Annotated in this window: 12 protein-coding genes; 5 read left to right on the forward strand and 7 right to left on the reverse strand. The window is 68.8% G+C overall.

Going from position 1 to position 13,250, the window contains the following annotated elements; translation table 11 throughout:
* Positions 1-289 precede the first annotated feature (289 nt).
* Complete coding sequence (locus U3653_RS01885; protein ID WP_195079498.1) at positions 290-1,066, reverse strand: GntR family transcriptional regulator; 777 nt, start codon at positions 1,064-1,066, stop codon at positions 290-292.
* A 106-nt stretch (positions 1,067-1,172) separates the two neighbouring features.
* Here U3653_RS01885 and U3653_RS01890 point away from each other — a divergent pair, with 106 nt between their 5' ends.
* On the forward strand, positions 1,173-2,663 hold the full coding sequence (locus tag U3653_RS01890; RefSeq protein WP_323124334.1) for an ABC1 kinase family protein: 1,491 nt from the start codon (positions 1,173-1,175) through the stop codon (positions 2,661-2,663).
* A gap of 127 nt (positions 2,664-2,790) precedes the next feature.
* Here the strand turns inward: U3653_RS01890 and U3653_RS01895 are convergent, their stop codons facing one another.
* A complete protein-coding gene (locus tag U3653_RS01895; protein WP_195079499.1) occupies positions 2,791-3,390 on the reverse strand; it encodes a DUF459 domain-containing protein in 600 nt (199 codons plus the stop codon).
* 84 nt (positions 3,391-3,474) lie between these two features.
* On the opposite strand from U3653_RS01895, the gene U3653_RS01900 reads away from it, so the two are divergent.
* Together U3653_RS01900 and U3653_RS01905 are read left to right on the forward strand one after the other, a co-directional pair.
* On the forward strand, positions 3,475-4,269 hold the full coding sequence (locus tag U3653_RS01900; RefSeq protein WP_195079500.1) for a 2OG-Fe(II) oxygenase family protein: 795 nt from the start codon (positions 3,475-3,477) through the stop codon (positions 4,267-4,269).
* On the forward strand, positions 4,256-5,020 hold the full coding sequence (locus tag U3653_RS01905) for an SDR family NAD(P)-dependent oxidoreductase (RefSeq protein WP_323124335.1): 765 nt from the start codon (positions 4,256-4,258) through the stop codon (positions 5,018-5,020). Before U3653_RS01900 ends, U3653_RS01905 begins: the two co-directional genes overlap by 14 nt.
* Here U3653_RS01905 and U3653_RS01910 read toward each other — a convergent pair whose 3' ends face one another.
* Together U3653_RS01910 and U3653_RS01915 are read right to left on the reverse strand one after the other, a co-directional pair.
* Positions 5,021-5,890, reverse strand: a complete 870-nt coding sequence (locus U3653_RS01910; protein ID WP_195079501.1) for an SDR family NAD(P)-dependent oxidoreductase — start codon at positions 5,888-5,890, stop codon at positions 5,021-5,023.
* A 21-nt stretch (positions 5,891-5,911) separates the two neighbouring features.
* A complete protein-coding gene (locus tag U3653_RS01915; RefSeq protein ID WP_195079502.1) occupies positions 5,912-6,811 on the reverse strand; it encodes a polysaccharide deacetylase family protein in 900 nt (299 codons plus the stop codon).
* A gap of 327 nt (positions 6,812-7,138) precedes the next feature.
* Here U3653_RS01915 and U3653_RS01920 point away from each other — a divergent pair, with 327 nt between their 5' ends.
* Positions 7,139-9,511 carry a lysylphosphatidylglycerol synthase transmembrane domain-containing protein gene (locus U3653_RS01920; protein ID WP_195079503.1) on the forward strand — a complete coding sequence of 791 codons (2,373 nt, stop codon included), beginning with the start codon at positions 7,139-7,141 and terminating at the stop codon, positions 9,509-9,511.
* Here the strand turns inward: U3653_RS01920 and U3653_RS01925 are convergent.
* Complete coding sequence (locus U3653_RS01925) at positions 9,508-10,206, reverse strand: class I SAM-dependent methyltransferase (RefSeq protein ID WP_195079504.1); 699 nt, start codon at positions 10,204-10,206, stop codon at positions 9,508-9,510. The genes U3653_RS01920 and U3653_RS01925 overlap by 4 nt on opposite strands.
* 98 nt (positions 10,207-10,304) lie before the next feature.
* Between U3653_RS01925 and U3653_RS01930 the strand changes: the two genes are divergently transcribed.
* Positions 10,305-10,916, forward strand: a complete 612-nt coding sequence (locus U3653_RS01930; protein WP_323124336.1) for a TetR/AcrR family transcriptional regulator — start codon at positions 10,305-10,307, stop codon at positions 10,914-10,916.
* A 91-nt stretch (positions 10,917-11,007) separates the two neighbouring features.
* On the opposite strand, the gene U3653_RS01935 is transcribed toward U3653_RS01930, so the two are convergent.
* Positions 11,008-11,610 (reverse strand): cysteine hydrolase family protein, encoded by a 603-nt coding sequence (locus U3653_RS01935; RefSeq protein WP_195079505.1) that lies wholly within the window; start codon positions 11,608-11,610, stop codon positions 11,008-11,010.
* Between the two features lie 67 nt (positions 11,611-11,677).
* A complete protein-coding gene (gene fadD5, locus U3653_RS01940; protein ID WP_195079506.1) occupies positions 11,678-13,249 on the reverse strand; it encodes a fatty-acid--CoA ligase FadD5 in 1,572 nt (523 codons plus the stop codon).
* Position 13,250: the final 1 nt, after the last annotated feature.

The raw sequence follows: 13,250 nt of genomic DNA on the forward strand, positions 1-13,250 counted from the left end.
ACCCTCGCGCCGATGCGATCGCCGGTGCACGGCTTCGGGTCGATCGCACGGCACAGCAGGGCTCGCCGCTTGTGCTGCCGCTCAGACGTTTCGGCGCGGTCGGTCCTTCCACCGCAGGCCGAGCACCTTTGTCGATTCGGGATCGATTCATCCCATTCGCACCATGCGGTGTCTGGGTCGGATCTCGGCGCAGAACCCGGCGGCAGGGACATTTTGGAGGCCCTGAGCGGACTGGGTCGAGAGAGCCGCCCAAGCACGTCTCAGACAGATTGTGCAGCGTACGAAACGGCTAGGCGGTCGCGGCCCGATGCTCGTCGGCGCTTTCCTCGACGCCGACCACCAACTCCTCGAAGCGCGCGACGACCTTCTCGTGGTACATGCCGAACAAATCCTCGAACAGCGCCAGCTGAGCCTCGCTCGGCCCCGATCCGGAGTCCCACACCGCGGCCAGCGCCCGCCAGACCAAGACGTGCAGATCCGGCGCGCCCGCGAAGTACGCCTCGACCGCCTCCGGCACCTCGAGCACCGTCTCGCCGATCGAGTTCAAGATCGCGCGCTGCATGGGGAGTCCGAGCGCGGTCAGCAGCCTGCGCACGAGCGCGACCTCGAGCGCGAGCATCTGCCGCAAATCCGGATCCTGCTGACGCGCTATGGCTTCGAGTTCGTCGATGGTGGATTTCGTTTCGGCCGAATCGATCCGCTTTTCCCCGCCGGTGTAGGCGAGCAGCGCCTCCAGCACGAGATTGCGCTCGACATCCACGAGGTCGCGGAACATCTCCATCGCGATGTCGGGCATGGGAATCGAGAAACGGAACAGCTGGCGGTACACGTCCACCCCGCCCGCCTCCCTGACGTCACGGATCGTGAATCCCTTGCCGCGCCTGGCTTCGACGAAACCGTACGACTCCAGCCTGCCCAGGGTCAGCTGCGCGGTCGCGCGGTTCATGTCGAACTCCTCGGCGACCTGACGTACCGACGGCATGAGATCCCCCGGTTGATATTCCCCTGCGGCAACCCGGCGCGCCAGCTCGTCGGCAACGTCGGCGACCACCGTCTGGGATCCCATCGAAGTCACCTTTCGACTACTTTCGAAATACGTCCCAGACAGTCTAAGCCCTACTGTCCGGTACTGCACCTGTGTCACACTTGTGCCCGCGACTGTGAGGTGAGTCATGACCATCCGGCCCATCGGAGAGCGCCCCGAGGAGGGGGCGGCGGGCAAGCGATCCCGGCTTTTCGCGTCGCGTTCCCACGGTAAACCACCTGTTCACGGTGCTGTTCGCGGGGCCAAGCTCGCCGCGCTGCCGATGGCGTTCGCCGGAAGGCAGGCCGCGGGCCTCGGCAAGCGGGCACTCGGCAGATCGGCCGAAGAAGTCAATCGCGACATTCAGCTCCGCACCGCGCAGCACATCTTCGAGGTGCTCGGGGAGCTGAAGGGCTGCGCCGCGAAGCTGGGGCAACTGCTGGCCATCTACGAGCTGGCGCTGCCCCGGGAGCTGGCCGAGCCGTACCGGATCGCGCTCAGCAGGTTGCAGGACGCCGCGCCCGCGATGCTGCCGCACACCGTCCACGCCGCCATGGCCGAAAGCCTCGGAGCGCGATGGCGTTCGTATTTCCGCGCGTTCGACGATCGGCGCGCCGCCGCGGCATCGCTCGGCCAGGTGCACCGCGCGATCTGGCACGACGGCAGACCGGTCGCGGTCAAAGTGATGTATCCCGGCGGCAGGCAGGCGGTGGCGCGCGATCTGGACCACCTGCGTCGGATCTCCTATCTCGCCGCGGTTTTCCTGCCTGGCGCGGACATCGCGGCGGTGACCGAAGCGATCTGCGCGTCCGTCGCCGGGGAACTCGACTACGCGGCGGAGGCCGATCATCAACGCGCCTTCGCCGCGGCGTACGCCGACGATCCGGACTTCTACGTGCCGAATGTGATTGCGCAACAGGGCGACGTGCTGATCAGCGAGTGGCTCGACGGCACGCCGGTGCCGCGCGTCGTCGCCTCGGGCACCAAGGCCGAGCGCGACCGGGTCGGCATGCTCATGGTCCGCTTCGTGACTTCGGGCTGGGCCAGGCACGGCCTGCTGTACGCCGATCCGCATCCTGGCAATTTCCGCGTGCTTGCGGACGGCAGGCTCGGCGTGATGGATTTCGGCGCGTGCTGCGCTTGGCCGCCGGAGGGCTTCGGCGAATTGACGCTCGACTGCTGCAAAGCGATATTCCGCGGCAGCCCTGGCGATCTGGCGGACGCAACGCGCAGACACGGGTTCGTGGAGAACGGACGCGCACTCGACAGCGATGCGCTCTACGCCGCGATCACTCCGTGCGGCGAGCCCTTCCGGCACCAGACCTACCGCCTGACCACCCGCTGGTTGCGCCGGCAAGTCCTGCGCGCCACCAATCCTCGATTGACCAACGTGGTCCGGCAGATGACCATGCCCGCCTACTTCACGCCGTTCGCCCGCTCGTTCCTCACGCTGGTCGGCGTGCTCGGTCAACTGGAGACCGAAGGTCCCTATCGCGACGAAATCGTCCGCTGGATACCGGAATTGAGCGAGGCGTTCGTCTCGGACGAGACAGCGCGGACGGCCGCGCAGACGGTGGATCTCGCCGCCGCGCGGAGGAGACGCGCCGAGGTGGGCAAGCGGGATGTGCCAACCGGGTAATTCGGATCACACTGTGACACAAGGGAGTTCGACCCAGAGCACGTTGATGCGTCGCGAACGCGAAAAATAGGCCATTCTGTCTGAGACAAGTACGATCGCATGGCCCGGTGGTCGAAAATTCAACGAGTCACCGCCGCAGCCACGCGCGCCACTGCGGAGCGATGAGCGCGGCCATCTCCTGGTAACCAGCGGCCCCCGGATGCGCCCCATCGCCCGCGCGGACGTCGGCGGACCACACCGCGCCGGCGCGCAGGGGTTGGTGCACCCGCACGTACGGCACGTGCGACCCGGCGCAGACCTGGGCGAACCGTTCGTCCAGCGCGGCGGTGCGGGCGTTGTGCTCGTCGTCGGCGATCGGCGGCGGAGCGACCATCAGCACCGGCCATCCCCGCTCGGCCGCCTGCGCGATCAGCTCGCCGAGGTTGGCGACCGATTCCTCGGGCGCCACCCGCGAACCGCCGTTCTCGTGCATGGTGTCGTTCACGCCGAACGACAGCACGACCCGCGCGTCGACACCTTCCGGCAGGCGGGGCGCGCACTCCGCGCGGAAGCGCCGCAGGATCTCGGCCGAGGTCTGTCTGCGCACCCCGAGGTTGTAGGCCGTCAGCGGGACCCCTTCCGCGTGCGCGAGGGACACCAGCCTGCCCGCCCACCCCAGAGAACCCGGGTCGCCGACACCGGCGACGAACGAATCCCCCACGAAACACACACGCAGATCACGGCTCACCCGCGTGATCCTGACAGGCCGGGACCGGCCCGCGAGTTCCGGGTACGGGCAATATGATCACGGAGGTTCGACCGGGAGGGAGTTATGGTGACAACCGAGCCGGAACTCGCGACACCGCCGGTTCCGCAGTGGTTCGCAGAGTTGTTCGCCCATCGACGCTGGATCCGGCGCAGCAGGCCCTTTCCGCACGTGTACGCCCGCGACGTGTTCGTTCCCGAGTTCTATCGACGGCTGGCCGAGGAAGTGGATCGGGTCCGCGCGCGGCGTCCCGAGTTGTTCGCGCCGGTCGCCGCCGGCTACAGCGCCGACGGAATCCGGCTGGCCGATCTGCGCGACGGCCCGCTCGCGGTGTTCTCCTCACGGGAGTGGCACGACCTGGTCGCCCGGCTCGGCGGCGTCGAAGCGACCGGTGACGTCGAAGGGTCGTTGCACCACCACGGTCCGGGCAGCCCGTTCGGCTGGCCGCACAACGACTTCAATCCGGCCTGGTTCCCCGGTCCGCCGCCCGGACCAGGCGAAGTGCGCCTGCCCGACGCCACCGTGCATACCAAGACCGGCGCACGCGCGCCCGGCGTCGTCGCGCGCGAAACCGTGCGCGCCGTCGCGGTGCTGTTCTATTTGGGCAATCCGGGGTGGGCACCGGGCGACGGCGGCGAGACCGCGCTGTACGACCACGTCGCCGAAGGGTCGGCGCTACCGTCGGTGACCCTCGTCCCGCCGCTGGACAATTCGCTGCTGCTGTTCGAGGTCACGCCGCGCACCTGGCATACGTTCGCGGGCAACAACGTCGACGACCGCAACAGCGTGGTGATGTGGGTGCATCGCACCAGGGCGGACGCCGAGCGGCGCTGGGGAGGAGACAAGATTGTCCACTGGTGAACGCCGCGTCTGCCTGCTCACCGGCGCGAGCGGCACCCTGGGCGACGCCTTCTGCCAGGCCTACTACCGCGACTACGACATCGTCGCCGTGTGCCGCACCCGCACACCCGCGGTGCCGTCGCAGCTGGAGTGGTACGTCGATCCGCTGGCGCCGGACGCGGCGGTGCCGGAGAACGATGCCCGCGTGTTCGTGGTGCGATCCGATCTGACCCAGCCGGGCGAAGTGGAACGGGTGGTCGACCTGGCGCTGGCCCGGTTCGGCCGGGTGGACCTGCTGGTGAACAACGCGGCGCACGTCCGGCTGCACCCGGGCGGCATCGTCGACGGCGACGCCGGATTGGAGGACTTCGATCCGCATTTCGCGCTCAATGTCGCCGTGCCACTGCGTTTCGCGGCGCGCTTGGCGCAACGATGCTGGTTGCACGCGGGCCAGGAGAATCGCGCGCGCAATCGCAACATCGTCAATGTCTCGAGCATTTCCGGCTCGGAGGTCTATCCCGGGCAGACGCTGTACTCCGCGTCGAAGGCCGCGCTCAACCAGCTGACCCGCCATATCGCCGCCGAGTTCGCCGAGTTCGGGGTGCGCGCGAACGCCATCGCCCCCACCACTTTCCCGGCATTGGTCCCCACCGAGCAAGTCGCGCGGGCGATCGTCGAGCTGGACGCGAGCGCGGTGTCCGGTGGGGTGTACGGGGTCGGCGTCGAGCCGGAGCGCGCGGACGGATCCTCGCTCCGGCTCGCCGGACCGTGATTACTCGCTCGATGCGAGGCCGGTGGCCTGCTCCGACAGCGTCCAGAGCCGTCGCGCGAGATCGGCGTCGAGCGCCTGCTTGTTCTTCGGCGGCTCCACATCCAGCCGGTGGAAGTACTGGCCGTTGATCGCCGCGCCGTCGGCGGTGGTGGCCAGGTGCACCAGCGGCTCGGCGCCCTTGTCGGGCTGGAGGAAGAACGGACGCCCCAGCGGCGAGCGGATGAACCAGCCGAGGCCCAGCGGCGCGTTGTCGTAGACGCGGGTGGCGACCGCGCCGGGGTGGAAGGCGGCGGTGGTGAGGCCGGTGCCCTCGGTGCGGCGGGCCAGCTCCCTGGTGAACAGGATGTTCGCCAGCTTGGACGCGCCGTACGCGCCGAGCTGGTTGAACGAGCCGGTCGGCGCGTTGGCGGTGTCCAGGTTCAGTTTCGCCATCCGGTAGGTCGTGCTCGCGGTGTTCACCACCCGCGCCCGCGCCTGGATCAAGCGCTCCAGCAGCAGGTTGGTCAGCAGGAACGGGGACAGGTGATTGACCTGGAAGGTGAGTTCGTTGCCGTCGTCGGTGACCGTCCGCTTCGGCCACGCACCGCCCGCGTTGTTGGCCAGCACGTCGATCCTCTGGTACCGGTCGAGCAGTTGATCGGCCAGTTTGCGCACGTCGTCGAGCCGGGCGAAGTCGGCGACGAACGGCTGCGCGCCCGCCTTCGCCGCCACCTCGGCGGTTCGCTCCGGCGATCGGCCGACGACGGCGACGGTGGCGCCGCGCGCGGCGAGCCGCTGCGCCGCGGCGGCGCCGATGCCCGAGCTCGCGCCGGTCACCACCACCGTCTTTCCCGTGAGGTCCTGGTCTTGTGTCTGTTCCCGCGCTGCCATCGCTGCCTCTCGCACATCGGTTTACGTGACCCGATCGTCTTCGGCTCGCGCCGGTTCGGCAAGCACCGACGCGCGGGAGTAGTGCTCGGCGATCTCGTCGCTGGTGGTGAGCCACACTCCCGGGTGGCCCGCCACGTAATCGAGTGCCTCGTCCAGGTACTTGATCCGGAACGCCTGCCCGATCACGAACGGGTGCAGGGCCAGCGCCATGACCCGCCCGCTGCCGGCCGACTCGGCGTAGAGCTGGTCGAGCTGATCGCGCACGATCCGCACGAACTCCGGACCGCTGGTGGCCTTGCCGAGGAACAGCGTGTTGTCGTTGAGTTCCACCGAGTACGGGACGCTGAGCAGGCCGGGTACCGACAGCGGATAGGGCTGGTCGTCGTTGGTCCAGTCGAGGACGTAGCCGAGGCCGAGTTCGGCCAGCAGCGACGGGGTCTGGAAGGACTCGGTGAGCGCGGGCCCCATCCAGCCGCGCGGCCTGCGCCCGGTCGAGCGTTCGATGGTCGCGACCACGTCGGCGAGGTAGGCGCGCTCCTCGTCCGCCGGAACGTCGGGCTGGAAGATCGAGTTGTTCTTCCCGTGGGCGACCCACGCCCAGTCCCGCCGCACCCCCGCCGCCACGATCTGTGGATTGTGTTCGACCACATCCGAATTGAGCAACGCGCTGGCCCGGATGCCGTGCCGGTCGAGCACATCGATGACCCGCCAGATGCCGACCCGAGGCCCGTAGTCGCGCCACCCGTAGTTCAGCGGATCCGGCGCGAGACCCAACGTGCCGGGAAAGATGCTCGTGGACGGCCGATCCACCTGATAGTGCTCGACATTGAGCCCGACATAGAACGCCACCCTGGCGTCACCGGGCCACCGCAGCGGCGGACGATCGACGATCGGGCTGTAATCGAAGAGTTCGTTGTCCATGCCCTCATGCTGAAACTTGACACTGGTGTGAGGATCAACCGTGGCGGGAGTGACGTGCGGCACACCGCGTCGCCGGGCGGAAGACGGCAGCGGTTCCGCGAGCCTCAGCGCGTGCACCGGCCGGTATCGTGCAGCGAACGCAACAACTGATCTCGTACGCACCTGGGCAACTCATCGGGACGCCCAGAAGGGGAGTGGCGCCCGACGCAGACCTGGACACGAATCTCGCGGCTCTCGACCGGTACGGCCCGGAGAGCCGCGGAGGCGGGGAGCGGCTCCAGCGCCACCCAACCAGTACGGCCTGAATACCCGGAGAGGCGGACCAGCATGCGAGTGGACGGGCGGGAGATCCCGGTCACGGGAAGCCTGCTACAACCGCTGATCCGGCGCACCAGTGACATCGTCCGGGTGGTCCTCGCAACGCTGTGGGTGGCGGTCGTGATCGCGGCCTCCTTGATCACCCGACCGGAATGGCTGGCCCTGGAACGCTCGGTCTCCAACATCGTCGGTTTCCTCAATCCGGACCAGTCGAACCTGGTCTATCTGGTCTACGGCATGGCGATTCTGGCGCTGCCGTTCGCGATCCTGATCGAGCTGATCATCGGCAGGCAGTGGAAGCTGCTCGCCGGCTACGCCGCGGCCGGCGTCGTGGCGGGCTTACTGCTGTCCATCACCGGCACCGGTCTGTCCGCGCCGAAATGGCATCTCCAAGTGCCGGACCGGCTGGACACCTTCCTGTCCCAGTTCCTCGACGATCCGCGTTGGATCGCGATGATCGCCGCGATGCTCACCGTGGCCAGCCCGTGGCTGCCCATCCGGCCGCGACGCTGGTTGTGGTTCCTGCTGCTGGCGTTCGCGCCGATCCACCTGGTGGTCAGCACCGTGGTGCCCGCGCGGGCGATGTTCGGGCTCGCGGTGGGCTGGCTGGTCGGCGCGGTGATCGTGCTCGTGGTCGGCACGCCGGCGCTGGAGGTCCCGCTGGACGCGGCCGTCCGGGTGCTCGCCCAACGCGGTCACACGGTCACCGGATTCACCGTCGTGCACCCCGCGGGCCGCGGGCCCTTGGTGCTCGCCGCCGCCATCGAAGGGCCGGAACGCGAGCTGATCGTCGAGCTGTTCGGCAAGAATCAGCGCAGCTTCGGCGCGCTGCGCCAGGTGTGGCGCTGGCTGACCTTCCGCTCCAGCGAGACCGCGGCCATCCACGGTTCGATGCACCGCGCGGTCGAGCACCGCGCGCTCATGGCGATCGCCGTCGCCGACCTCGGGCTCGGCAGTTCCAGCCCTGTCGCGGTCGCTGCGCTGTCGCGTGGCTGGATGCTGTACGCGCTCACCCAACCCTGCGGCACGGCGCTCACCGAACAGTCCGCCGAAGTGCTGCCAGGGGTGTGGCAAGCGCTGGACGCCTTGCAGCGCAAGCAGATCTCGCACGGCGACCTGCGGCCGATCGATATCCGCGTCGCCGACGGCGTCACGCTGTTCGGCGGCTTCGGCAACGCCGAATACGGAGCGTCGGACGCGCAGCTGCAATCCGACATCGCCCAGTTGCTGGTGACGACCACCGCGACGTTCGGCAAGGAGCCGGCCGTGCGCGCGGCGATCGAAACCATCGGCGAAGCCCGGGTACTCGCCGCGGCGAGCCGGTTGACCAAGTCGGCCATACCGACCGGCATCCGCAAAGCGGTTCCGGAGTGGAAGACCGCGCTGTCCGACGCCCGCGAGGAGGTGCGCAAACAGACCGGTCAGGACCGGATCGAAGCCGAGCAGATCACCCGGTTCTCCCGCAAGCAGATCATCCAGCTGGTGCTGCTGATCGGGCTGGTGTACGTCGCCTACCCGTTCATCAGCGCCGTGCCGGCCTTCTTCACCCAGCTGCGCACGGCGAACTGGTGGTGGGCGCTGCTCGGTCTGCTGGTCTCCGCACTGACCTATGTCGGCGCGGCGGCGGCGCTGTGGGCGTGCGCGTTCGGCGCGGTGAACATCCGCAACCTGCTCGTCATGCAGGTCGCCAATACCTTCGCGGCCACCACCACGCCCGCGGGCGTCGGCGGACTCGCGTTGAGCGTGCGGTTCCTGCAGAAGGCCGGGATCGGCACGGTGCGCGCGACGGCCGCGGTGGCGCTGCAACAGGCGGTGCAGGTGATCACGCATATCGGCCTGCTGCTCGCGTTCAGCATCCTCGCGGGCACCTCGGCGGACCTCTCGCATTTCGTCCCGGATGCCACCGTGCTGTATCTGCTCGCCGGCGTCGGGGTCGGGATCGTCGGCGCGTTCATGTTCGTGCCGAAACTGCGCCGCTGGCTGAACAACGCGGTCCGGCCGCAGTTGCAGGAGGTCATCGGTGAACTCGCGGAGCTGGCCCGCGATCCCAAACGGTCCGCGGTGATCATCGGCGGATGCGCGGCGCTCACCGTCGGCATGGCGGGCGCGCTGTGGGCCAGCGTGCAGGCGTTCGGCGGCGGCACCACTTTCATCACCGTCACGATCGTCACCATGATCGGCGGCACGCTCGCCGCCTCCGCGCCGACGCCGGGCGGTGTCGGCGCGGTCGAAGCGGCGCTGATCGGTGGTCTTGCCGCCTTCGGCCTGCCCGCCGAAATCGCGGTGCCATCGGTGCTGCTCTACCGCGTGCTCACCTGCTGGCTTCCGGTGTTCTGCGGCTGGTTCGCCATGCGATGGCTGGCGAAGAAGGACCTGATCTAGGCGGGTTTGACGGCCAGCAGGACGCCGGTCGCTGGGCGCACCGTGACGAACTCGATCTCGTCGAAGCCGTTCGCGCGCAGCACGTCCCGGTACCGGCGGATGTCGACAGCCGCCAGCGGGTCACCGTGGTCGTGCGAAGTGTCGTGGGCGCGGTGGGCGGCGAAACGCGCCATGACGCGCACAGCGGCGGAGAGCACGGGTCCGGTCGGATGCGCGTCGGCGAGCAGGAGCCGACCCCCCGGCCGCAGTACCCGGAACATCTGCGCGAGCGCGGCGGGACGTTGTGCCGCGTCGATGTGGTGCATCGCGAAGGTCGAGACGACCAGGTCCGCCGACGCGTCGGGCAATGGCAGCGACTGTGCCGCGCCGACCTCGAATCGGCAGTTCGGCAGGTCGCGTGCACGCGCGGTCGCGTAGTCCACCATCTGCCGTGCGGGATCGATGCCGACCACCCGGCCTGCCCCGTGAGCCAGCAATCGAGCGAAATCGCCTGGCCCGCAGCCAACGTCGACGATGTCGGCGCCCGGGGCGGGCCGCGCCAGGCGGGCGAGGCGGGCATTGAGGCGGTTGGCGCCGCCGAGCAAGGTCACCTCCTTGAGGAGCCGATAGCGCCGCGGCTGCGTGAGCAAGATACCGACGTCGTCGGCGCCGTCGTCTCGGGAGGGGATACGGGACTTCTGTTCGTTTTCGGCCATGTGTTCAGGATCCCGCTCCCAGACCGGGATCGCCAGGCACAATGTGGTGAAAACCGTCCGGAATCGGACGGAAGCGAGACATTCGTTCAGGAGAGAAAGTGCCGTCGAGCGGACACAGCACAGCTGACCGCACCGATCGCCGAGTCCGGCGCACCAGGGACTCGCTGCATCGGGCTCTGGTCGAGCTCATGATCGAACGCGGCTACGACCGGATCACCATCAGCGAGATCTTGACCCGCGCCGACGTCGGCCGCTCGACCTTCTACGCGCACTATCGCGACAAGGACGATCTGCTGCTGCGCAGCTGCGCGGAGTACTTGCGAACGGCGATCACCGCGGCGAACCCGGGCGTGCAGGACGATGATCCGCTCGCACCGGTGCACACGTTGTTCCGGCTCGCCGACGGAAGCCCCGAGGTCTACCGGGCGCTGCTGCGCCGCAAAAGCGGGGCCGTGCTCCTGCGGACGACCATCGATGTCGTGACGGAAGTATTGGGCGAGCGGCTGCGCGAGCGACTGCGACTTCCACCCGCGGAGGTCGCCACGACGGTCACCTTCCTGTCTTGGGGCGTGACCGGCCTGCTCAACGCGATCGCCGAGGCCGATCCGCCGCTCTCGGCGGACGAGGCCTATCGCCGTTTACTGCTCCTGGTCGGCCCCGGGCTGACCAGCCGGGTCGGCGGCGCTTCGGCTGGTTCGCCGAGCTCTTAGCGGACCTCTCCGTTGGACCGCGCATCAGAGAGCATCGGCCGATTCCAGCGACCGCGCCTCTGCGGGCCGACTGCTCGGGAAGAGAAGCTGCTCAGCCGCCGATCAGTTGCAGCGCATCCGCGGCGCGCACGCTGCCCGCGGTGACGAGCTCCAGATTGGCCAGCGCGGCCTCGTGGGCTTCCGGGGTGGCGGCGGCCAGACAGTCGGCCACCGGATGCACCGTGAAGCCGAGATCGGTGCCGTGCCGCGCGGTCTGCTCGACGGTCAGATTGGTGGCGACGCCCGTGACCAAAAGCGTCTCGATCCCTTGATCGGTCAGCCACCGCGGCAGTTTGCTGCCCGCCAGGCCGGAGAGTTTCTGGTTGTCGAAGACTTCCGTCGGCTGCGCCGCCATCTCCGGAATGATCGCCGCCCCCGGCGATTCCGGACGGAACTCGGTCTGCGCCGCGCCGACCGAGCGCATGAATCCGGTGTTGCGCACCAGTTCGCCCTCACCGATCGGAATGGTGAACCGGGTGAAGACCACCGGCAACCGAGCCGCGAGCGCCGCGGCGTGGAAGTCCGTCGCCCGCGCCACCACACCCGAAACCGCCACGGGCGCGGCCAGCATGGGACCGAAGAAGCCTTCGGGCCGAATGACATTCACCTGCCAGTGCAGCGCCAGAACGGCGGCGCGGATGCGTCGGATCGCCATGCGACGACCTTACGCACCCACGCCGCGCGCATTGTCCGATTCACGTGAAACCGAACTCACCGCACGCTCAGGACGAATACTCCTCGCGCAACTGGACTTTGACCACCTTGCCGCTGGCGTTGCGCGGCAGCTCGGGCAGCAGCACCAGATCCTTGGGGTGCTTGTAGCGCGCCAGGTTCTCGTTGAGGAACGGCTCCAGCTCTTCCAGGGTCAGCTCGTCGTCCGGGTCGTGCAGGGCGACCACCGCGACCGGCACCTCACCCCACTTCTCGTGCGCTCGGCCGACCACCGCGGCCTCCCGGATCTTGGGGTGCGCGAACAGGACGTTCTCCACCTCGGCGCAGTAGATGTTCTCCCCGCCGGAGATGATCATGTCCTTCTTGCGATCCACCACGTAGATGAAGCCCTCTTCGTCCTGGCGGACCAGGTCGCCGGAGTGGAACCATCCGCCAGCGAACGCCTCGGCGGTGGCCTCCGGCTTGTTCCAGTAGCCCTGCATGAGCGTGGGGCCGCGGTAGACGATCTCGCCGACCTCACCGGGCGCGACGTCGTTCATCTCGTCGTCGACGATCCGCGCCTGGATGGTCGGGATCACCTTGCCGACCGAGCCGAGCTTGCGGATCGCGTCCTTGCCCTCCAGCACGCAGGTGATCGGCGACATCTCCGTCTGGCCGAACACCGCGACGTTGAACGCGTTCGGGAAGCTCTCGGCCATCGCGCGCAGCACGGTGTCGGAAGCGGGCGCGGCGCCCCAGCTGAGCACCTCCAGCGCGAGCTTGCGGTCCTTCACCGTCGGGTGGTCGCAGACCAGCTGCCACTGCGCGGGCACGCAGAACGCGGAGGTGGCCTGCTCCCGCTCCAGGGCGTCGAGGAACTCACCGGCGTCGAAGGCGCCGAGCGGATGCAGCACCGTCTTCGAGCCGAGCATGAAGGCCGGGGCGAGGCTGCCGAGCCCGGCGATGTGGAACAGCGGCGACGTGCACAGGCCGACCGAGTCCGGCTCCAGCGCCAGCGCCCGGATGCAGGTCAGCGCCTGGGCGTTCATGTTCGCGTGGGTCAGCACCGCGCCTTTCGGGCTGCCTGTGGTGCCCGAGGTGTACATGATGAGGCTCGGGGTGTCCTCCGGGATGTCCAGCGGAGTGTGCGGCTCACCCTCCTCGGCGATCAGGTCGTCGTAACCGATCGCACCGTCGCCGGACGCGCCGCCGATCACCACGAGGGTCTCCAGGGCGGGCGCCTGCGCCCGCACGGCGGCGGCCAGCGGCTGCAGCACGGTGTCGGTGACCACCGCCTTGGCTCCGCTGTCGCCGACGATGTAGGCGACCTCGGGCGGCGTGAGCCGGAAGTTGACCGGGACCGCGATCGCGCCGAGCGCGTTGATGCCGAACACGGCCTCGAGGTATTCCGGGTAGTTCAGCGCCAGGATCAGGACCCGGTCGCCGAACCCGACGCCACGACGCGCCAGTCCGTCGGCGAACTTCAGCGACCGCTCGTGCAACTGCCGCCAGGTGGTGTCCGCGCCGCGGAACCGGAGCGCGACCGCGTCCGGGCGCATCTGCGCGTGCACGGCGAGCTGGTTGTTCCAGTGGTTGCGCCGCGACCTGATCGGCTCGTCGAGCGCTGCTGCCCCGGTGGTCATT

The sequence above is a fragment of the Nocardia implantans genome (assembly GCF_035544775.1).
Classification (GTDB): Bacteria; Actinomycetota; Actinomycetes; order Mycobacteriales; family Mycobacteriaceae; genus Nocardia; species Nocardia implantans.

Excerpts from the sequence above, each read along its gene's own strand:
- U3653_RS01885 (WP_195079498.1), bottom strand. The coding sequence starts at position 1,066 with ATGGGATCCCAGACGGTGGTCGCCGACGTTGCCGACGAGCTGGCGCGC.
- U3653_RS01890 (WP_323124334.1), top strand. The coding sequence starts at position 1,173 with ATGACCATCCGGCCCATCGGAGAGCGCCCCGAGGAGGGGGCGGCGGGC.
- U3653_RS01900 (WP_195079500.1), top strand. The coding sequence starts at position 3,475 with ATGGTGACAACCGAGCCGGAACTCGCGACACCGCCGGTTCCGCAGTGG.
- U3653_RS01910 (WP_195079501.1), bottom strand. The coding sequence starts at position 5,890 with ATGGCAGCGCGGGAACAGACACAAGACCAGGACCTCACGGGAAAGACG.
- U3653_RS01915 (WP_195079502.1), bottom strand. The coding sequence starts at position 6,811 with ATGGACAACGAACTCTTCGATTACAGCCCGATCGTCGATCGTCCGCCG.
- U3653_RS01920 (WP_195079503.1), top strand. The coding sequence starts at position 7,139 with ATGCGAGTGGACGGGCGGGAGATCCCGGTCACGGGAAGCCTGCTACAA.
- U3653_RS01925 (WP_195079504.1), bottom strand. The coding sequence starts at position 10,206 with ATGGCCGAAAACGAACAGAAGTCCCGTATCCCCTCCCGAGACGACGGC.
- U3653_RS01935 (WP_195079505.1), bottom strand. The coding sequence starts at position 11,610 with ATGGCGATCCGACGCATCCGCGCCGCCGTTCTGGCGCTGCACTGGCAG.
- fadD5 (WP_195079506.1), bottom strand. The coding sequence starts at position 13,249 with ATGACCACCGGGGCAGCAGCGCTCGACGAGCCGATCAGGTCGCGGCGC.